General features: G+C 58.8%; 20 protein-coding genes and 1 pseudogene. 9 read left to right on the top strand and 12 right to left on the bottom strand.

Annotated elements, in window-relative coordinates; genetic code table 11:
- The first annotated feature begins 106 nt into the window (after positions 1-106).
- On the top strand, positions 107-1,177 hold the full coding sequence (locus BMX68_RS06215) for a DNA-binding protein (protein ID WP_017133728.1): 1,071 nt from the start codon (positions 107-109) through the stop codon (positions 1,175-1,177).
- Positions 1,178-1,242: 65 nt separating this feature from the next.
- On the opposite strand, the gene yghU is transcribed toward BMX68_RS06215, so the two are convergent.
- The 3 genes from yghU to BMX68_RS25835 all read right to left on the bottom strand — a co-directional run bounded on the left by yghU (position 1,243) and on the right by BMX68_RS25835 (position 3,379).
- Positions 1,243-2,121: a glutathione-dependent disulfide-bond oxidoreductase gene (yghU, locus tag BMX68_RS06210; protein WP_017133727.1), complete on the bottom strand. Its 879-nt coding sequence runs from the start codon at positions 2,119-2,121 to the stop codon at positions 1,243-1,245.
- 150 nt (positions 2,122-2,271) lie between these two features.
- Positions 2,272-3,219: a LysR family transcriptional regulator gene (locus BMX68_RS06205; protein WP_017133726.1), complete on the bottom strand. Its 948-nt coding sequence runs from the start codon at positions 3,217-3,219 to the stop codon at positions 2,272-2,274.
- A 22-nt stretch (positions 3,220-3,241) separates the two neighbouring features.
- Complete coding sequence (locus BMX68_RS25835; RefSeq protein WP_017133725.1) at positions 3,242-3,379, bottom strand: hypothetical protein; 138 nt, start codon at positions 3,377-3,379, stop codon at positions 3,242-3,244.
- A 16-nt stretch (positions 3,380-3,395) separates the two neighbouring features.
- Between BMX68_RS25835 and BMX68_RS06200 the strand changes: the two genes are divergently transcribed.
- Positions 3,396-4,934, top strand: a complete 1,539-nt coding sequence (locus BMX68_RS06200) for an MFS transporter (RefSeq protein ID WP_086009314.1) — start codon at positions 3,396-3,398, stop codon at positions 4,932-4,934.
- A 50-nt stretch (positions 4,935-4,984) separates the two neighbouring features.
- On the opposite strand, the gene BMX68_RS26620 is transcribed toward BMX68_RS06200, so the two are convergent.
- Positions 4,985-5,182 (bottom strand): YceK/YidQ family lipoprotein, encoded by a 198-nt coding sequence (locus tag BMX68_RS26620; protein WP_341844454.1) that lies wholly within the window; start codon positions 5,180-5,182, stop codon positions 4,985-4,987.
- Positions 5,183-5,597: 415 nt separating this feature from the next.
- On the opposite strand from BMX68_RS26620, the gene BMX68_RS06190 reads away from it, so the two are divergent.
- Positions 5,598-7,271: a methyl-accepting chemotaxis protein gene (locus BMX68_RS06190; RefSeq protein WP_017133722.1), complete on the top strand. Its 1,674-nt coding sequence runs from the start codon at positions 5,598-5,600 to the stop codon at positions 7,269-7,271.
- A 26-nt stretch (positions 7,272-7,297) separates the two neighbouring features.
- Here the strand turns inward: BMX68_RS06190 and BMX68_RS06185 are convergent, their stop codons facing one another.
- The 4 genes from BMX68_RS06185 to BMX68_RS06165 all read right to left on the bottom strand — a co-directional run bounded on the left by BMX68_RS06185 (position 7,298) and on the right by BMX68_RS06165 (position 10,783).
- Entirely contained in the window at positions 7,298-7,624 is a 327-nt protein-coding gene (locus tag BMX68_RS06185; RefSeq protein WP_017133721.1) for a hypothetical protein, read from the bottom strand.
- A 213-nt stretch (positions 7,625-7,837) separates the two neighbouring features.
- Complete coding sequence (locus BMX68_RS06175) at positions 7,838-8,254, bottom strand: VOC family protein (protein WP_017133719.1); 417 nt, start codon at positions 8,252-8,254, stop codon at positions 7,838-7,840.
- Between the two features lie 352 nt (positions 8,255-8,606).
- Positions 8,607-10,070 carry a sensor histidine kinase gene (locus tag BMX68_RS06170; RefSeq protein ID WP_017133718.1) on the bottom strand — a complete coding sequence of 488 codons (1,464 nt, stop codon included), beginning with the start codon at positions 10,068-10,070 and terminating at the stop codon, positions 8,607-8,609.
- Entirely contained in the window at positions 10,067-10,783 is a 717-nt protein-coding gene (locus tag BMX68_RS06165; RefSeq protein WP_017133717.1) for a response regulator transcription factor, read from the bottom strand. Before BMX68_RS06165 ends, BMX68_RS06170 begins: the two co-directional genes overlap by 4 nt.
- A 170-nt stretch (positions 10,784-10,953) precedes the next feature.
- On the opposite strand from BMX68_RS06165, the gene msrB reads away from it, so the two are divergent.
- The 3 genes from msrB to msrA all read left to right on the top strand — a co-directional run bounded on the left by msrB (position 10,954) and on the right by msrA (position 14,169).
- On the top strand, positions 10,954-11,472 hold the full coding sequence (gene msrB, locus BMX68_RS06160; RefSeq protein ID WP_017133716.1) for a peptide-methionine (R)-S-oxide reductase MsrB: 519 nt from the start codon (positions 10,954-10,956) through the stop codon (positions 11,470-11,472).
- A 148-nt stretch (positions 11,473-11,620) separates the two neighbouring features.
- Positions 11,621-13,423: a cytochrome c biogenesis protein DipZ gene (locus BMX68_RS06155; RefSeq protein ID WP_017133715.1), complete on the top strand. Its 1,803-nt coding sequence runs from the start codon at positions 11,621-11,623 to the stop codon at positions 13,421-13,423.
- Positions 13,424-13,443: 20 nt separating this feature from the next.
- The gene (msrA, locus tag BMX68_RS06150) at positions 13,444-14,169 is read left to right on the top strand and encodes a peptide-methionine (S)-S-oxide reductase MsrA (protein WP_017133714.1); all 726 of its coding nucleotides are present in this window, start codon (positions 13,444-13,446) and stop codon (positions 14,167-14,169) included.
- Positions 14,170-14,245: 76 nt separating this feature from the next.
- Here msrA and BMX68_RS06145 read toward each other — a convergent pair whose 3' ends face one another.
- Complete coding sequence (locus BMX68_RS06145) at positions 14,246-15,865, bottom strand: glucan biosynthesis protein D (protein ID WP_017133713.1); 1,620 nt, start codon at positions 15,863-15,865, stop codon at positions 14,246-14,248.
- A 323-nt stretch (positions 15,866-16,188) separates the two neighbouring features.
- On the opposite strand from BMX68_RS06145, the gene BMX68_RS06140 reads away from it, so the two are divergent.
- Entirely contained in the window at positions 16,189-16,872 is a 684-nt protein-coding gene (locus BMX68_RS06140; protein WP_017133712.1) for a response regulator transcription factor, read from the top strand.
- Positions 16,850-18,244: a sensor histidine kinase gene (locus tag BMX68_RS06135; RefSeq protein WP_026013372.1), complete on the top strand. Its 1,395-nt coding sequence runs from the start codon at positions 16,850-16,852 to the stop codon at positions 18,242-18,244. The genes BMX68_RS06140 and BMX68_RS06135 overlap by 23 nt, the downstream gene beginning before the upstream one ends.
- Positions 18,245-18,326: 82 nt before the next feature.
- Here BMX68_RS06135 and BMX68_RS06130 read toward each other — a convergent pair whose 3' ends face one another.
- Entirely contained in the window at positions 18,327-18,488 is a 162-nt protein-coding gene (locus BMX68_RS06130; protein ID WP_017133710.1) for a DUF2986 domain-containing protein, read from the bottom strand.
- Between the two features lie 253 nt (positions 18,489-18,741).
- On the opposite strand from BMX68_RS06130, the pseudogene BMX68_RS06125 reads away from it, so the two are divergent.
- Positions 18,742-18,840: pseudogene (locus BMX68_RS06125) on the top strand (transposase domain-containing protein); the annotation flags it as partial.
- Positions 18,841-18,871: 31 nt separating this feature from the next.
- On the opposite strand, the gene BMX68_RS06120 reads toward BMX68_RS06125, so the two are convergent.
- A complete protein-coding gene (locus tag BMX68_RS06120; protein ID WP_060782474.1) occupies positions 18,872-19,480 on the bottom strand; it encodes a GAD-like domain-containing protein in 609 nt (202 codons plus the stop codon).
- A gap of 11 nt (positions 19,481-19,491) precedes the next feature.
- A partial coding sequence (locus BMX68_RS06115; protein ID WP_256218764.1) for a polymorphic toxin type 15 domain-containing protein occupies positions 19,492-19,971 on the bottom strand: 480 nt, incomplete at its 5' end.

Genomic DNA, 19,971 nt, shown 5'->3' with positions numbered 1-19,971 from the left:
CTAGTATATCCCGTGTTATAAAATTCTAATATGAATCGATTAAGTTTTACTGTTATGCTATGTAATTACAGGGTACATACCACAGTACGAAATCGTAGGAGAAGACATGGCTCGCGGCGGCGTGAACAAGGCAGTGGTGCAGACCGCGCGATTGGCGATCCTCGCCCGTGGCGAACACCCCAGCATTGATGCAGTACGTATCGAAATGGGTAATACGGGCTCGAAAACCACCATTCACCGGTACCTGAAGGAGCTGGCCGAAAGTGACCAGCGCCTGGCGGTGCCTCAGGAAGACCTCGAAGAAGAGCTCGCCGCGCTGGTCGCCCGCCTCGCCTGGCGCCTGCAGGAACAGGCTCAGGAGCCGCTGGAACGGGCTCAGGCCCACTGGCAGGAACAACAGGCCCAATGGCAGATACACCTGACGCAGGCCACACAGAAGCAAGAGCAGCTTGAGCAGCAGCTTGAGGTTCAGGCCGCAGCCTTAGCGCAGCAGTCACAGGACTTGCAGACCACTCGCTCCATGCTGCAGACCGAACAGACCCGCAATGCTGGCCTGCGTCAGGCCCTCAGCGACAGCGAACTGCGCCTCAAGGACAAGGAAAAGCAGATCCACTCGCTGGAAGACAAGCACCAGCATGCCCGCGACGCTCTGGAACACTTTCGCAGCGCAGCCAAGGAACAACGCGAGCAGGAACAGCGTCGCCATGAAGGCCAGCTACAACAGGTACAGATGGAATTGCGTCAGGCCCAGCAAAGTGCCTTGGTACGCCAGGATGAAATCACTCAATTACATCGCGACAACGAGCGCCTGCTGGCCGAAGGCCGGGGGTTGATGAAGGAGATGCGACAGGCGCAGGAGCAACTTCAGCAAAGCAGCGAGCGAGAGAAAGCGCTCTCGCAACGAACGATCCTGCTGGAAACCGAACGCCCGCTCTTCCAGGAACGCCTGCGGGTGGCACTGGAAAAAAGTGCGGCGATCAAGCAACAGCTCGACACACAGCGCGCCGCGAACAAAGCCTTGGAAATCCGTGCAATCAAGGCCGAAACAGCGCTCGCGAATATGCCGGGCGAGCCCTCGACCAGGGTCGCGAGCCCGACAGACAGAGATGCCAATAGCGGGGAAAAGCCGCTTCAGGCTCCCAACGTAAACGCCGCCCCTGAACCCCAATCTGACTGACACGGGTCGTCTGTTACTCGACGCCATGGGCGAGTAACGGATCTTCTTTCGTCGGCGCCTCGTAGTCACTGACCCGAGGTGGCCAGCTTGTCTTCGGTGCGCGTGTCGAAGTCCGTGGACTCGTGGCGTTCGCGCAACTGACTGGAAAGTTCACCGAACGCTCGGTTGACCATTCGCCCGCGCTGCACCGCCGGACGCGCCTCGATGGCATCGGCCCAACGCTGGACATGTCGATAATCCTGCACCGAAAGAAACTGTGCAGCGTCATAGAGACGCCCCTTCGCCAAACCACCGTACCAGGGCCATATCGCCATGTCGGCGATGGTGTATTCGGCCCCGGCAATGTATTCGCTGACGGCCAACTGCTTGTCAAGCACATCGAGTTGGCGTTTGGTTTCCATGGCGAACCGATCGATCGCGTATTCGATCTTCGTCGGCGCATAGGCATAGAAATGCCCAAAACCGCCGCCTAGATACGGTGCGCTGCCCATCTGCCAAAACAACCAGGACAGGCACTCAGCACGATCTGCCGGCGTGGTCGGCAGGAACGCGCCGAATTTCTCGGCGAGGTATTGCAAAATCGCCCCCGACTCGAAAAGGCGAATCGGTTTTGGCCCACTGTGGTCCATCAACGCGGGGATCTTGGAGTTCGGATTCACCTCCACGAAACCGCTGCCGAACTGATCGCCTTCCTCAATACGAATCAACCAGGCGTCGTATTCCGCGCCTTGATGACCCAGGGCCAGCAACTCTTCCAACAAGATGGTGACCTTTTGGCCATTGGGTGTCGCCAGGGAATACAACTGTAACGGATGACGTCCGATTGGCAATTCCCGGTCATGGGTCGCGCCGGCGATGGGTCGGTTGATACTGGCAAATTTGCCGCCGTTTTCCTTGCTCCAGGTCCAGACCTGGGGTGGCTGGTAGGCCACTGAGTGGGTCATGCTCATGCTCCTTGGTTGCAATGGATGATTGTGGCACCGGCAGCGCCGGCCCGTTTGGAACCTTGCACATTCTCGTGGCAAGCAGGCTAGCCCGCCCGCCACAATTTCACCAGGCGCGGGATCGGGCTCAAGTGAATAACCGTGTTGTCATCATCGAGCTACCTGTGCCGAGGAGCACTCCGAGGCGATGGTCGCGCGAAGCTGTGCGGTCTCCTGTTCGAGGCGCTCGCAGACAAAATCGACAAACACGCGAATCTTGCGCGATAGCTGGCGGCTCGACGGCCAGACGATGCTCATCGGGTCTGGCGCAATGAGGTGTTCATGCAGCAAACAGCGCAACGAACCGGCGGCCAATGCCTCACGGGCAAGAAAGTCAGGGAGGGTGCCCAAACCAAATCCATGGATCAGCGCGCCACGGACCATTTCCATATTATTGCTGACCATCACCGTGCGAGTCCGAGACTCGCGAGCGCCCTCCTCTCGCAACAACGGCCAGTCTTGCAGCTTGCCATTCTTGAAATAGCGAAAACGCACTGTCAGATGATCATCCAGCTCTGCCGGCGTGCGCGGCGTGCCATGACGCTCCAGATAAGCCGGCGCGGCGCACAGCACCAGTTGCACGCCGGGCAAGGATCGACGGATCAGACGCGAATCAGGCAGGTCGCCACTACGAATGGCAACGTCAAACCCCTCTTCGATCAGGTCCACCAACTTGTCGCTGAAATCGATGTCCAGCTCGATATCGGGATACAACGCCATGAACGCCATCAACACCGACTGAAACAGATGATAGCTGGCAACCGGCAGGCTCAGCCGCAAGCGTCCACGCGGCACTTCCGTGGACTGTGACAAGGCGGCCTGGGCATCATCCAGATCATCCAGGATGCGTCGGCAGCGCTCCTGAAACACCCGTCCCTCATCAGTCAAACTAAGGCTGCGGGTCGAGCGTTGAAACAATCGTACCCCCAACTGCTGTTCCAGGCGACTCACGCCCTTGCCGACCGCTGATGCGGACAACCCCAACGCCCTGCCCGCTGCGACGAAACTGCCCAGTTCCGCCGTGCGGATAAAGGGCATCAAGCCACTGAGTCGATCCACCTACCTCTCCTATTCGATCTTTTTATTCCGATATGGGCGGAATATTTACCGTTTTCAACTCGATTACTCGCTCTTTAAGATCCTTGCACGCTTCACCGTCGTCGGCAAACCAGCGCAACATCATCAGGCTTTTTTCAAGCAGCGCCGCTTCTCGCCCCACCGCAAGGACTCCACCAGTGCCTCACTCATTGTTACAACAGCGACTGATCTTTCTGGCCGTATGCCTCACGGCCTTGACCATGCCCTTCAACTTCACCGCACCAGCCGTTGCGCTAGCTGCCATCAGTCATGCCCTGGGTGGTACGCCGATGCAGATGAGCTGGGTGACCAACGCCTTTTTGCTAACCTTCGGCAGTTGCCTGATGTTGGCCGGTGCCCTGGCCGATGGCTATGGCCGCAAGAAAATCTTTATCGGCGGCGTCAGCACCTTTGCCGTGCTTGCTGCCGCACTGCCGTTTGCTCCCAACCTGATGTTGTTCGATGTGCTGCGGGCAGCCCAGGGCCTGGCCGCCGCAGCTGCTTTCTCCGGCGGTATGTCGGCTCTGGCGCAGGTGTTCGACGGTCCGGCGCGCCTGCGGGCCTTCAGCTTCGTCGGTGCCAGCTTCGGCATCGGCCTGGCCTTCGGTCCCGTGCTGGCCGGTGCGATCATCGAGGCCTTCGACTGGCACCTGATCTTTCTGTTGATTACCCTGCCGGCGGCAATCTCGCTGGGATTGGCCGCACGCTGCATGGAGGAGTCGCGCAACCCTGAGGCGACGGGGATCGATTGGCCGGGGGCGATCACCTTCACTGGAGCGCTGGGCATCTTCACATTCGCCATCCTCAAGGTGCCGGAAAACGGCTGGGCCGATCCGCTATCCCTGGGGCTGTTCGTCGTCGCGCTGTTGTCCTTCGCCGCCTTTGTGCGGATCGAGCAGCGTGTCGCGCAACCGATGCTCGACTTGTCGTTGTTCCGTTTTGCGCGCTTTGTCGGCGTGCAACTGCTGGCGACCGCGCCGGCCTACTCCTTCGTGGTGCTGTTGATCTTGCTGCCGATCCGTTTCGTGGGTATCGAAGGAATGAGCGAAATCGCCGCCGGCCAATTGCTGATCGCCTTGTCGGCCCCGTTGCTGGTGTTGCCGATCGCCGCCGGCTACCTGACCCGTTGGCTGTCGCCGTCAACCTTGTGCGGCAGTGGCTTACTGATGTGCGCGGTGGGGCTGTACTGGCTGAGCCATGTGCCGGTGGGCAGTGGCGCGGCACCACTGGCCTGGCCGATGCTGGTGATCGGCGCTGGCATCAGCCTGCCCTGGGGCTTGATGGATGGCATGGCGGTCAGCGTCGTCCCCAAGGAGCGCGCCGGTATGGCTACGGGCATTTTCAGCACCACCCGAGTGGCCGGTGAGGGCGTGGCCCTTGCCGTCGCGACGGCGTTGCTATCGACCTTTACGGCCGACAATCTGGCCGCCCTGCCTGGCACTGCGTTGCCCCACATCATCGACGCCGCACAACACCTGGCGACCGGTGACCTGAACGGTGCCGAGCAACTGCTGCCCACCGCCGGACATGCTGCGCTGATCCAGGGATACAGTGCTGCCTTCAGCACCTTGCTGCGGGTATTGGCGGCTATCACCGTACTGACAGCCGCCGTGGTGTTCCTGTTCCTCGATCGCGGTTCACTTGAGGACGATAGGGACAACGAGTTGTGTGAGCGCGCATTGGATCAAGCCCCTTGAAAGGGTCGAATGCACCTGTTTACATCAGACTATCAGTGGACACTCGGGCGCTAACGCCGAATCACCATGCTTCCCTCTCGGACTTGCTGATTAATCGTGTATGGCAGTACAACGGTGTCCACGACGCCAGAAACCAGAATATCCAGCACTATCAGGGGAAAGTTGCCAACAGGCGAGCCATCTGGCTGCCATTGTGCGGTAGGTTCTCCATGCATTACGCAAAAATCGTAGACCACCCCACTGTACATGCGTGGAATCGCCTGGCAATAAGTACGATACCCCGCCAAGCTTTTGCTGACGGCATCGTCGCCACGCAGGAGGGTGCTTCCCGTTCCGCAACCGGCCAACGTCCAGAGCGTAAGTAGATAAGCCGCAGCCCGATAGATGTTATGCAAGACAGCCTCGCCAATGTGCCGATGATGGATCGGCACATCTAGCCTGTCCCTGCCTTGCCTCCTCAAGATGGGTTTTCAGAAACTCAGGTAGTCTCCTGATCCATCCACTGAGAGAAAAGCACCTGGCACCTGCCTGCAGAAGCACCCGCACTGACGCGAACATCCCAGGCTCGGCACACTCAATTTGCAACATCAACAATAATGACATAAAGCCATCACACAACTTTGCTACAACCGCTGGCGTAGTTCTTCATATGAGTCCATCGCCGTGAACCTTCGTTTCGCCTTCCTGCGCAAACCCTCCCACCGTCCCTCCCCGCTACGTCGCCTGAGTATCGGCAAGCGCCTGCTGGCCAGTTTCGGCCTGTGCGCCTTGCTGCTGAGCACCTTGGGCGCGGTATGCCTGGTGGCGATGCAGCACATTCGCCATCAGGGGGAATTGATCGAGCAAGGACCGCTGTCGAGTATCGCCCAGGCAGATGCCATCGCCATCGACCTGGCCAAGCTGCGCACCGAGGCTGCGTTGTTACTGGTATATGCCAACGACCCGACCGAACTGGCTAACCGTAAGATCAACCTGCAACAGCTCAATACCGAGATCGACCAGGGGTTCACCCAATACCTGGCCAAGGTGCCTGAAGGGGCGGAGCGAGACTCGATCAACTTGCTCCAGGGTGCTTCGCGGCAGTTTGTCGCACTGTTCAAGCAGGCCATTGATCTAGTTGAGCACCAGCGGGTAAATGAGGCTGGCAACCTGGCCAACAACAACCTGAACAATCAAGGCTCGTTGATGGACATGCAAGTGCAACTGCTTCGCGAACTGAACAAGCAAAGCACTGCACAAGCCCTGGAAAACGCCGCCGACACCTTCCGTAAGGTCCAGCTATTGCTGCCCATTGTCATTGGCGCGGCGCTGGCCTTGATGCTGTTACAGGCCTGGCGGCTGAGCGTGAGCATCACCCAACCACTGCGCCAGGCCTTGCAGGTAGCCAAGACTATCGCCGCCGGTGATCTCAGCCAGGTGGTGGTTGCCCACGGCCTGGACGAAGTGGCGCAGCTACTGCAGATGCTCGGGCATATGCGCGACCAGTTGCACGGGGTTATCCAGCGGATCGGTGGCGCCGTTGGCCGTCTGAACGCGGCGACCCAAGAGATGGACGCGATCATGCACGACAGTGCCCAGGACCTGCAGCAGCAATGCGCCGAGATCGAACAGGCTGCCACTGCCGTCACCCAGATGAGTCAGGTGGTCGAGGAAGTAGCTCGCAATGCCCTGGAAACCTCCACTGAATCGCGCGACTCAAGCGCCTCCGTGCGCGAGGGCCAACAGCAACTGGATGAAACCATGACCGACATCGGCGCTCTGGCCGATCAGGTCGAGCAGGCCAGCCTGCGCGCCCAGGCCCTGGCGACGGAGACCCAGGGTATCAGCAAGGTGCTGGAAGTGATCCGCAGCGTGGCCGCCCAGACCAATCTACTGGCGCTTAATGCCGCCATCGAAGCGGCACGAGCTGGCGATGCAGGGCGCGGCTTTGCCGTAGTAGCCGACGAAGTGCGTAACCTGGCCCATCGCACCGAGGCCTCGACACGGGAAATCGAACAGATGATGGATGGCATTCATCTGGGCACCGGCCAGACCGTCCAGGCCCTGGCCGAAAGTGCCGCCCAGGCTGGCCGCACGCGTCAACGGGCGCAGGTAACCAAGGACGTATTAGGGAGTATTTCCCGCTCGGTGGTTGGCATTGATGAACGCAACCAGATAATCGCCACCGCTGCTGAGCAACAGGCCCAGGTGGCGCGTGAAGTGGACCGCAACCTGGTGCTGATTCGTGACCTTTCCATGCAGACCGCCAGCGGTGCCGCCCAGACCAGCACCGCCAGCCAGGAGCTGGGGCATCTAGCGGTGGAACTGGATGGCATGCTGGCGCGCTTCTCGTTGTAACGCTCCGCTGTCTGGGCTAGCCGATGTTAGATGGGTTTGACCGACACCACCTCGAAGTAGCGGAACTTCTTCTTTTTCGCCTCGTTCCTGGCCTCTTGTTCTGCGATGAAGGTGCTCAGGGTATTAGCGTCATAAGTGAGCACCTCAATCTGACCTTCAAACTCCCGCGTGGCGTGTAGCGTGACCCTCAGCTTCGGCGAGAGCGCCTTGGCCATCGTTCGACGCTTGGGGGCTGGTGGCGGAGCAGGTGTAGGCTTTGCCTCAGGCAGTAGCGCCGATATTGGGTCGGCGCTTGGGCCGGAGGTACCAAACAGCGCCAAGCGCATCTCCTCCTCGCTCAGTTCATTACTCATTGTCGATGTCTCATTACAGATAGGCGGTTTGATATCCAGAAAACCGCAGGATTTTACCAGTCTTGGCCGCCGGTTGCTGTGATCGGTGCAAATTCGCGATCGATGACTGCGCCAACCCGATCCCGATGATGGTCAAGGAACACAGGATCCCTCCAAGAAAACGGCTTTTCGCCTTGCTCACCGGCCACGGCGACCAGTGAACAAGGCACTTCATCAGTGCTGCTTATGCTTCCCTTCGTAGTTGACCATCCAGGCAATGCCGAAACGATCTTCGAACATGGCGAAGCGTTGCGCCCAGAAAGTTTTCTCCAGCGGCATGAAAACCTTGCCACCCGCGCTCAAGCCATCAAACAACCGCTTGGCCTCGGCCACGCTGTCGACATTGAGGGAAACCGATACACCTTGCGGCTTGTGATACGGCTGGCCGGGCGGGCAATCGGAGGCCATTAGGCTGAAATCGCCCAGAGTCAGGCAGGCATGCAGGATCATGTTTGCGTCCTTGGGCATACCCACTTCTGCCGGTGCCTCGGCAAAAGACATGGAAAACAGCTCGCCGCCGAGCACTTTCTGGTACAACGCAAAAGCTTCCTTGCAACGACCGTTGAAGGTCAGGTAGGGAATGATTTTCATGATAGATCTCCTGTTGTCAGGGTTCACGATTGACCGGACACCTTCGCCAGCACCGACAACTTCCTCGGTCGGCTGCCCAGGGATCGCAACAAAGCCGGGACCGTGGGCCTGCTCAGGCATCATGATCGCCATCAAAACTCCGGGCAACTTGTCTGCTTTGGATCCTACGAGGATAAGTAGCGAGATCGTCCGGTGTTCGACATAAGACCCCCAGCCCCTGACAAGTTCATGCCCTCTGGTGTCCTGACCGGCAATTCAGATGGATCCTACAAAACGCGCTGCCACTGCTCCAGCAGCACCCCCACCGAGAAGAAGCACCAAGCCTCCCGCCAGCCGGATGCTAACGACTGAGTCAATCGCCCGCCGCCGTCAGCTCGAAATAGAACACTGCGCCCTTCTTCGGGATCGACAGTAAACGGATCTGGCTGTCGTGCAGTTGCAGGATGCGCCGCACGATCAATAACCCGAGGCCGCCGGAGCGACGGTCGCCATCATGATTAAAGGGACGGCGAAAGAGGTTTTCCAACAGTTGGGCCGGAATCCCCGGTCCGGTATCGCTGACGGTCACCTGCACTTTTCCCGCCTCCCGCGCCAGCGCCACTTCGATGGTCCCGCCTGCGGGGCTATGACGTAACGCATTGTCGATCAGATTGGTCAGCACCCGCTCGATCATGCCCAGGTCGGCAGTCACCATTGAGGCGCCCCTAGGCACCATCGCCAGCAGTTTCGAACGGCGGGTCTCGGCCATCAGCTCAAACTTCTGGAAGACGTCCTGAAGCAGGTCACTGAGGGAAAAATCCTCGCACTCCAAACGCACCGCGCCGTGCTCCAGGCGCGCCAGCTCGAACAACGCCTGGGCCAGTTTGCCAACCTTGTTGCTCTGGGCCAAGGCAATGCCGAGGTAGCGCCGGCGCTCGTCGGCAGCCAGCACCGCGTCCTTGAGCGAGAGGGTTTCCAGGTAGCCGTGCAGCGAGGCCAGGGGTGTACGCAGGTCATGGGAGATATTCGCCACCAGTTCACGGCGATCCTGGTCGAGCTGGGTCAAGGTTTGCCATTGCTCGCCGATACGGGTCGCCATTTGCGCAAAACTGGCCTCCAGCACTTCGATTTCGTCACGACTGCCGAACCCCGTCCTCGACAGCACCGGCAGGCGATCCGGCGGTACGTCGGTGTCGAAATCGCGCATAGTGTCGGTCAGTCGGCGCAACGGTCGGGTGATCAGCCGGAAAGCGATCAGCCCGGCGATCAGCCCGAGTAACGCCACCAGGGTCATGGCCCACAAGGTGGTGCGCAGGACCGAACTGGCCAAGACCCGTGCCGCCAGGCGATCATGCTCCTCGCCTTGCAACACGACATAGAGATAACCCAAACTCTTGCCGCCGCCCTGCAACACAGCGGCACTGAACACTTTGCGCCCGTCATTGCTGCGCGGGTCGTCACCGAGGATCGGCAAGGGCTGGTCGTCGAGCAGGAGTTGGATCGGTTGCAAGTCGACATGGTCGCGCTTGAGGTGGCCTTGTGGCGCCGCGTCACCGGTGATCCGCCCGCTCGGATCGAGTAGGTAGACCTCCACGCTCGGATTGACGTTCATCAACTTGCCAAACAGCACCCGCACGCTCTCCATGGTCAGGCCTTCGGCGCCCATTAAGCGGTTTTCCAGAGCGATACCGCGGGCCAGGTTGCGCGACAGCCCCTGGACCACTTCCTTTTCGCGCATGTCGCTGGCACGCACCTGCAACCATACCGAGGCACTGCAGCAGGCCAGCAACAAGATCGAAAAGACCACGGACAACCGCTGGGACAGGGTCAGGTTCATTCGGCATGTCCCGAAGGCGCGAAGCGATAACCCCGGCCCCAGACCGTGAGGATTCGCTCGGGCTGCGTCGGATCGACCTCGATCTTCGCTCGTAGGCGATTGATATGCGTGTTGACCGTGTGTTCGTAGCCGTCGTGCTGGTAACCCCAGACCTGGTTCAGCAAGTCCATGCGCGAGTACACCGTACTGGGATTCTTCATGAAGAAGTGCAGCAAGTCGAATTCCCTCGGTGTCAGCTCCAGGTATTGACCGTCGACCTGGGCCTGGCGGGTCAGCGGGTCGAGCCTCAGGCCGTTGAGTTCAAGACTGCCGGCATCGACCTTCAGGCTCTTGGCCAGGGCATCGACCCGGCGCAGCAGCGCCTTGACCCGCGCCGCCAGCTCGAGCATGGAAAACGGTTTGGCCAGGTAATCGTCGGCGCCCAGTTCGAGACCCAGCACCCGGTGCATTTCACTGGAACGGGCACTGGTGATGATGATCGGCGTGTAGCGCGCCATAGCCCGCGCCTGGCGACAGATTTCCAGGCCATCGACGCCCGGCAGCATCAGGTCGAGAATCAATGCATCCCATGAGCCCTTTTCCAGTTGCGCCAGCCCCAGGGTGCCATCGGCGCAATGAGTGACCTCATAGCCTTCATCCTCCAGGTGCAGGCTCAGCAATCCGGCCAGATGGCAGTCATCCTCGACAATCAATATGCGTTTGGGTGAATCCATGGGCAGCACTCCTGCAGGAAATATCCGGATCATCGTACAGAACGAGGTCAAATCCATTGTGCCGGATCGTTACGCGGAAATATTCACAATTAATTTAACTTTACGGGAGGATTTGGCGACCGTGAGCGCCTGACACTTCAAGCCTGATCAATTGCCGTGGAAGTGACATTATGTCCTCTAGAAGAGGCTTTCTTTTCTCCAGCGCTGGCGCCCTGCTCGCGGCCGGCTTTGTCGACTGGCGCGCCACGGCCGCCACCCTGAGTGGCCAGCCTGCTCAGGCTGTTCCGGATGAGACCTTCGAAGTCACCCACAGCGATGACGAATGGCGCACGTTACTGAACGACAAACAATATCAGGTGCTGCGTAATGAAAGCACCGAGCGGCCTTACAGCAGCGCTCTCAATGACGAGCACCGTGACGGTGTGTTTGCTTGTGCCGGCTGCCAACTGGCGCTGTTCACCTCGGCTGCCAAATTCGACAGTCGCACTGGTTGGCCCAGCTTCACCGCGCCGCTGGAAAACGCTGTGAGCACCCGTCGCGACACTTCGCTGGGAGGTTCTCGCATCGAAGTGCACTGTCAGCGCTGCGGTGGGCACCTGGGGCACGTGTTTCCCGATGGCCCGCGGCCAACTGGGTTGCGCTATTGCATGAACGGCGTGGCTATCACCTTTGCCCCAGAAGCGGCCTGACCGCCGCTATCCTTGTGGACATTGGTGTGTGTGGAAACGGGTTTGCCTACGCAGGGGTTGGTGACCTCAAAGGCCTATTCGTTGGCAACCGCTCTCGGAGATTTGCGCAAGATCGCTCTCTCACGATTTCTCACAAGGATCTTCAATCATGATTCTACTTATCCTGGCGTACCTGGGCGGTCTGTTGACCATCCTCAGCCCGTGTATCCTGCCGGTGCTACCGTTTGTCTTCGCTCGCTACGACGAACCGTTTCGCCGCAGCAGCCTGCCGTTGCTGTTCGGCATGGCGCTAACCTTTGCCCTGGTCGCCAGCCTGGTCGCCGTCGGTGGTGGCTGGGTGGTCCAGGTCAACCAATACGGTCGCTGGCTGGCGATGACGTTGATGGCGCTCTTCGCCATCACCTTGTTGTTCCCGCGCCTGGCTGATCGCCTGGCTCGGCCATTGGTGTCAGCCGGTGATCGCCTGGCGCGTTCGGCCCAGGACGGCGGCCAACCGAGCGGCAAATCGTCCTTGCTGCTGGGGATTGCCACTGGCCTGCTGTGGGCACCTTGCGCCGGACCGATCCTTGGTCTGGTCCTCACCGGCGCCGCGCTGGAAGGCGCTAATATCGGCAGCACCCTGTTGCTATTGGCCTATGCCGCCGGTGCCGCCACCTCCCTGGCCGTCGTGCTGCTGGCGGGGGGGCGCCTGTTCACGGCGCTGAAACGCCACCTCGGCACCGGCCAATGGCTGCGCCGTGGCCTGGGCGCGATCATGCTGATCGGTGTGGCGGCGATTGCCTCGGGCCTGGACACCGGACTGCTGACCAGGGTTTCCAGCGTTGCCACCTCCGATATCGAACAGAAGCTACTCGACACCCTGGTCCCGGTCGTACAAAGGGACCCCGCAGCACCAGGTGACGCGATGAGGACCTCGGGCGACGACGACCAGGCCGATGACAACATCGTGGCGACGGCCGTCAAGACCGGCGACGAAGGCGCCTTACCGATAGAAGGTGTCCTGCCCGACCTCTCGGGAGCCGTGCAATGGCTCAACTCGGCACCGTTGAGCGCCGCCGATCTCAAGGGCAAGGTAGTACTGATCAACTTCTGGACTTACTCCTGCATCAATTGCCTGCGCAGCTTGCCCTACGTCAACGCCTGGGCGCAGAAGTATCACGATCAGGGGCTGGTGGTGATCGGCGTGCACGCCCCGGAGTTCGCCTTCGAGCGGGATGTCGACAATGTGCGCCAGGCCGTCGCCAGACTGGGCATCCAGTACCCGGTAGCGATCGACAATCAGTTCAAGATCTGGCGCAGCTTCGACAACCAATACTGGCCAGCGTATTACTTTGTCGATACCCAGGGTCGCGTGCGCCACCACCACTTCGGCGAAGGCGACTATGCCGGCTCCGAGCAGGTCATTCAGCAACTGCTGGCCGAAGCCGGCAACAAGCATGTCTCTGGCGGCTTGGTCACTGCCCAGGCCGAGGGAGAGACGCAGGCCGCCGGAGAGGCGCAAGTGAAGTCCGAGGAAACCTATATTGGTTATGACCGCGCCGAAAACTTCGCGTCCCCTACCGAACAGGTCGCCGACCAGCCGAAGAACTATGTGGCGCCACAACAACCGGCACTGAACGAGTGGGGGCTGGAAGGCAACTGGACCGTTCATTCGGAACAGGCTGCGCTAAACCGGGCCTCGGGCAAGGTCGTCTATCGCTTTCACGCCCGAGACTTGCACCTGGTACTAGGTCCAGGGAGCGATGGCAAGCCGGTACGCTTCAAGGTGCGCATCGACGGCGATATACCAGGCGCCCACCACGGTACCGACACCGACGCCAATGGCGAAGGCGTCGTGGTCGAGCAACGCCTCTACCAACTGGCGCGGCAGGTTGGGGAGATCACCGATCACACGTTCTCCATCGAGTTTCTTGATCCCGGTGTCCAGGCCTACGTCTTCACCTTCGGTTGATACTCAAGAGGATAAACAACATGAACAAATCCATGCGACAGAAGAAAGTCAGGTCGCCGCTGCTGATGCTTAGCGCGCTTGCCGGCGTGGCGCTGTCGGTGTCGATGGTCCTGCGTTTTGCCGGGGCCGCCGAGACGGCGGCGCAGATCGCCCCAGCGGCGCTGGATGAACCGGTAGCGGCCAGCCAGGCCACGGCGGTATTTGCCGGCGGCTGTTTCTGGGGCGTGCAGGGGGTGTTTCAGCATGTGCGTGGGGTACAGAATGTGGTCGCCGGCTACGCAGGCGGCGCGGTAAACACCGCGCATTACGAGGATGTCGGCGACGGCACCAGCGGTCATGCCGAGTCGGTGCAGATCACCTACGATCCGAGCCAGATCAGCTACGGCAAGCTGCTGCAGGTGTTCTTCCTGGTAGCTCATGACCCCACCGAACTCAACCGTCAGGGCCCGGACAGCGGCACCCAATACCGGTCGGCGATCTTTGCGGTGAATGCCGATCAGAAAAAAGTTGCCCAAGCCTATATTGAGCAGTTAAATGCGGCCAAAGTATTTCCGTCGGCGATTGTTACCAGGATTGAGGAAAACAAGAACTTCTACCCAGCCGAGGGCTATCACCAAAACTACCTGACATTACACCCGTATTCGCCGTATATCGTTTTCAATGACCTGCCGAAGGTAGAAAACCTCAAGCGCATGGAGCCGAGCCTGTACAGGACAGACCCGGTGCTGGTGCCGGACGTGCAGTGATCTCAGGCACATCTTCGGCGCAATGCCACGAAAGGAGCAACCCGGACACCACCTCAATCAGGCGGTGTCCCCCCCTTCAGGGATAACGCCGCTTTTCCGGCGCCGGCGGAAAGTACTGATACAACCAAGTCTCACTCAAGGTGCGCTCTTGAGTACGGATAAACAGCCGCAGCTCAACCGGATCGACATCGTCATTAGTTGGATACCAGTCGAATGTCACGCGATAACCATCAATCTCATCCAGTTTAAGGACGTTAAAGTCCTTCACCCGTCCATTGGAGGTAGTGACCACCGGCTCGATCCTGCTTCCCTCCGGCAACCGCTCCAGACCGCCGCCTGTGAAGTCCACGGCAAAGCGCCGCGCCCAGACCTCGGGATAATGTTCGCCCGGCGCCCAGCCCTCGATAAAGCCGCCCATGCCCGAACGGGTCGCATGCACTCGCGCCAGGGGCGTGCCAACCGGCGGTAAGGCGCTCCAATACAACTTGTAGCCATAGCTCAGCGAATCACCCGCCTTGACCGGTTGCTTCGGCGTCCAGAAGGCCACGATATTGTCCAGGGTCTCGCCAGTGGTCGGGATCTCCAGCAGGTCCACCGAGCCTTCGCCCCAAGGGGTGGTCGGTTCGACCCACAGGCTCGGCCGACGGCTGTACCAGTCGACCGTGTCCTGATAGTTGGCGAATTCATGGTCGGTCTGCACCAGGCCGAAACCCTTGGGATCCTGGTCGGCGAATGCATTGAACTGCACTTTCGCCGGATTATTCAGTGGCCGGCAGATCCATTCGCCATTGCCCCGCCACATCGCCAAACGGTCGGAATCATGGATTTGCGGATGGATGGTGTCGCACATGCGCCGTTCGTGGGTACCGCAACTGAACATGCTGGTCATCGGTGCGATACCCAGTTGCTCGATAGCGACCCGGGCGTTGACATGGGCATCGATCGCCATCACCACTTGCTCGGCCTGGCAATCGATATCGAAGCGATAAGCCCCGGTGGCGCTCGGCGAATCGAGCAAGGCATAGACCACAAAGCGGGTGCTTTCCTTGCCGGGCGTCTCGAACCAGAACTTGGTGAAGTCAGGGAACTCCTCGCGTTTGTGCGCATAGGTATCGATGGCTAACCCACGGGCCGAAAGGCCGTACTGGCCAGTCTTATCCACTGCACGAAAATAGCTGGCACCGAGAAACGAGAGAATATCGTGCTGGTCGATCTCCGGTGCCTTGAACAGCTTGAAGCCGGAAAAACCCAGGTCGCCCTTGAGCTGGGATTGATCGACGCCGCTGCTGGCGTAATTGAACAGTGGTGGACGAAAGTGTACTTCCCGCGCCTGGCGGGTCTGGGCATCGACGCTGTACATGCGCACTGGCTGCTTGAAACCCATACCGACGTGAAAGAACTGCACGTCCAGTTGACCCTTGAGGTCATTCCACAATGAGTGTTTGGCGTCATACTGGATGGCATTGAATTGTTGTGGGGTCATGTTCGCCAGGGTCGGCGGCAGCACCTGCCGGGTGTTGACATAAGGATCGCTCGCGAGTTTTTTCGCGTGGGCCTGCAGCGCCTCGAAATCAAAATGCTCGATATCACCATCTGCGGTGGCGGCGAGCACTCGGGTCGCGAACAAACCACTGGCCGACAGGCCGGTATAGGCCGCCAGGGCCATGGAAGCTTTCAGGAGATTGCGGCGATGCATAAAGAGACCTGTACTGGGGACATTCCGGAAGGCTACACGGCACCGGACTAAAAGAAGCATCCGCTCATGACGGCGAACGAACGCGGCTACCGACAAACAGATACCAAATCCTGATGAACGTTCGCAATGACTTTGCAATATTTGCCGATAGCCTCCATTCAGCAAAGGTATGGCTAATGGCCTGTGCGGTTAGTTTTGTGAGTCCATTTCGTGGCGCCCCTTAGCACCGGCCAGAACCGACATGAAGATTTATTCAGAAAGTTTTCATCTCTTTTTTGGCAAAATCCCATACCTGCTGTGAAGATTCGCACGAGGCAACTGCAATGACTCGCATCCTGACCATCGAAGACGATGCTGTAACCGCCAAGGAAATCATGGCAGAACTGAGCAGCCATGGGCTTGAAGTGGATTGGGTGGACAATGGCCGTGAAGGCCTGGCGCGTGCCCTGAGCGGCGACTATGACTTGATCACCCTCGATCGCATGCTGCCGGGGCTCGATGGCCTGGCTATCGTCACCAGTCTGCGGACAATCGGCGTCGCCACGCCGATTCTGATGATCAGCGCCCTCTCCGATGTCGACGAGCGTGTACGTGGGCTGCGGGCCGGCGGTGACGACTACCTGACCAAGCCGTTTGCCTCGGACGAAATGTCCGCACGGGTCGAAGTGCTGCTGCGGCGCAAGAACCCGGCGCGAGAATTCGAAACTTCGCTGCGGGTAGCCGACCTGGAACTGAACCTCATCAGCCGCGAAGCTTCACGGGCCAAACAACTGCTGAACCTGCTGCCCACCGAATACAAGTTGCTGGAGTTCCTGATGCGCAACACCGGGCAGATCCTCTCGCGCATGATGATCTTTGAAGAAGTCTGGGGTTATCACTTCGACCCAGGCACCAACCTGATCGATGTGCATATCGGTCGCCTGCGCAAGAAAATCGAGGGCCCTGGCCTGGCGCCGCTGATCCGCACCGTGCGAGGTTCGGGTTATGTCATTACCGAATCCCTCTAAGGGTTGGCGCTCGTCCACTAGCCGCTTGCTGGCACTGTACAGTTTCCTGTTCGTAGCCTGGAGCTGCAGCCTGATGGGCGTGCTCTACTACGAAGTATCCAGCTACCTCGACACCCTGGCGCGGCATTCGCTGATGCAGCGCCAACACCTGTTCTCACGCTTCCACGGCCAGCAACTGGTGGATGCCCTGACCACCAGCATGACCTTCGACATGCGTGGCATGGACGCCTATGGTTTGTTCAACACGCAGAAAATGCACCTCAGTGGACCGATCCAGGAACTGCCGCCGGACTTGATCATGGACGGGCACATCCATGAACTGGCCAACTGCATCGACTCCGACGACCCCAACCTGCCCCAGGATAGCTGCGACGCCGTCGCCACCCGGACCCATGACGGCAACTGGTTGCTGCTGGTGCGCGACAACGGCTCATTGTTCGGCGTGACCCGGATCATCCTGCACGCACTGTTCTGGGCGGTATCGCTGACCATCCTGCCCGGCGTGGCCGGCTGGCATTTGCTCAGGCGGCAACCGATCCGCCGGATTCGGGCGATCCAGGCCAGCGCCGAAGCGATCGTTGCAGGCGACCTCGGCCATCGCCTCGCGCTGTCCAACCGACGGGACGAACTGGACATGCTGGCGGCCATCGTCAACGCCATGCTCGACCGTATCGAACGACTGATGAACGAGGTCAAGGGCGTCTGTGACAATATCGCCCATGACTTGCGCACCCCCCTCACCCGCCTGCGCGCCCAGCTCTACCGCCTGCAGCAACAGGCCCCGCAAGACTCGCCCGAGGCTCTGCAACTGGATGGCGTGATTGCCGAAACCGACACCCTGATGGCCCGTTTCAAGGGGCTGCTGCGGATTTCCGAGCTGGAAAACCATCAACGCCGCTCTGGTTTTGTCGTGCTCGACCCGCTGCCATTGCTGCATGAGCTGCATGATTTCTACCTGCCACTGGCCGAAGAAGCGCAAATCAACATGCGCCTGGAACTGCCAGAGGCAGTGCCGTTTATCACCGGCGACCGTGCCCTGCTGTTCGAGGCATTGGCGAACCTGCTGAGCAACTCGATCAAGTTCACTCCAGCGGGCGGCGACGTAGTGCTGTTGGCGTCCGACCATGGCGGTAGCACCCGGATCGAAGTGCTGGACTCCGGCCCTGGCATCCCGCCCTCCGAGCGCGACGCGGTGTTCCAGCGCTTCTACCGTTGCGAGGATGGCAGCCAGCACCGCGGCTTCGGTCTGGGCTTGTCGATTGTCGCGGCGATTATCAAGCTGCACGGCTTCAGCTTGGAGATTGGCACCCATGATGGAGCCGGGGCGCGGTTGATTCTTGAGTGTAAGGACAGCTTGATGGCGGCTGACTGAGGTCTGCCCCTCACGGCACCTGCCATCGAAATATCTAGCTCAACCAGACTTATAAACTCCCAGGGTGCTTAAGAGATATGGATCAGCTCTCAGAGGACATGATCGAATCCTGAGCAAACTCAGCAGCCAGCTTCAATCGGTCAGCTTTACTAATGTATTTAGGATTGCTTTTCGGCGCCAACTTGGCACTGGCTTTTTTAGCGTGCGCCTCTAATAGCTGCTTTATTTTTTTACGGCGATTCATATTTTTCTACTCGATTTGCAGACGCTTAAATGATACCAGACTCAAATATTCAATCCGACTCCCTGAGTCACGTGCGTTGTATCCATGGAGCGTTCCGGGCTGATTGAGGTTGATCACCTTCGCGACCACAATGAGGCGTAACCGACCGGTGAAGTCACCTACCTGATCCCAGCCATAAGGGCTTTCCGCGTTCCCCTAGGCCGTGCTTACTAAATAGGCGTTCGGCATAAGCCTCGATATCGAGCCGACTGGGGATCCTTGTCCATATCTGAAGGATGTCCTCACGCGACTGCCGACGCAGCGGGTGAGTGAAATCGATCAGTTGCTGCCGCATAAGTGGCAACTGGATTAAATACTTCAGGCGGCATGCCCGCATGCATGCCTTAAAAGCTATATGGCTTAAGCTCTGCGAGCTGGGACAGCAGGATTAGATGCTCCACTGTTTTTAGTTTCTCAACATGATCAAGAGATGCCGATCCGCCAAGCATTAACGCTGGAACAAAGCCATACATTTCATCATGGCGCAGCGTGCCGAGCTTTTTCTTCGCCGGCTTGAACAAATCATCGAAATCGTTATACTCAACTTCTGTAGATAAAAGAAAATTTTGTAGCTCTCTATCCATTTCATCACTTGTAATTTCAAAGTCATGAATAACACACCGAGAAATACAGCTGGTAATTTTAAGTGAAAATCCTGTTTTTTCGCCCCATAGATACAAGTCGCCAAAGGCGCTGCGGGCAATCAGGTGGTAGGTATCGTGCTCTTCAAAACTCGTCCCTTCAATCCAGGCCGCTACCACCCCTTCGTATTCTTGCGGGTTCACTATCCAGAAAATCCCCTCACCGTAACCGCACCAGCCGTGTTCGGCCCAGTATTCCAACAACTTATTAGGTAACTTGCCTCTATAGTTTTCAATACTTGACGTTGGTACTTCCTGCCGGTCCACAGGCCCGCCAAAGGTTTGCAAAAAAATTGAAAACACTTCATCCATTGCTTTTCCCCTTAACATTTATGAAGCTTGACATTGAGATAGGTGTCACCACGTAAAATTGCTGGCACTGCCTCCACGGCCTTTTTCAAATTTGTTATTTTTGGTCCCCACTGAGGGCCTATACTGGAATTGACTTGTCGGTCACCGAAATCAGCGATGATATCTTTCCCGCCAGCGCTCAGATCAGGGTTGTGTAGTCCTGCAAGGTTTGACATCGTTTCCTGGGCTTTTTTCACACTCTCTGCTTTCGCAGCTACGGGGCCCATAGTTTTCGAATATTCCCTTTGAAGTCGTGTTTGCAAGCTGGCTTGTAAATCTTTTCGAGCTCGTCTGGCAGCCGTTTGGCTACGCTTAACCGGATTGACGATGTTCTCTAAATACTCATCAACCGTCAGTCGATTCAGCCCGTCCTCCTGCCCCTTCAATTGCCGCTCGAACTCTCCGACTTTAGAGGCCGGCATCTTGTCTGCCTTGAAGCATTCGACGTCATG

Source organism: Pseudomonas agarici, assembly GCF_900109755.1.
Classification (GTDB): Bacteria; Pseudomonadota; Gammaproteobacteria; order Pseudomonadales; family Pseudomonadaceae; genus Aquipseudomonas; species Aquipseudomonas agarici.
The sequence above is the reverse complement of the archived record's forward strand: the minus strand, read 5'-3'. Positions and strand labels throughout refer to the sequence as shown.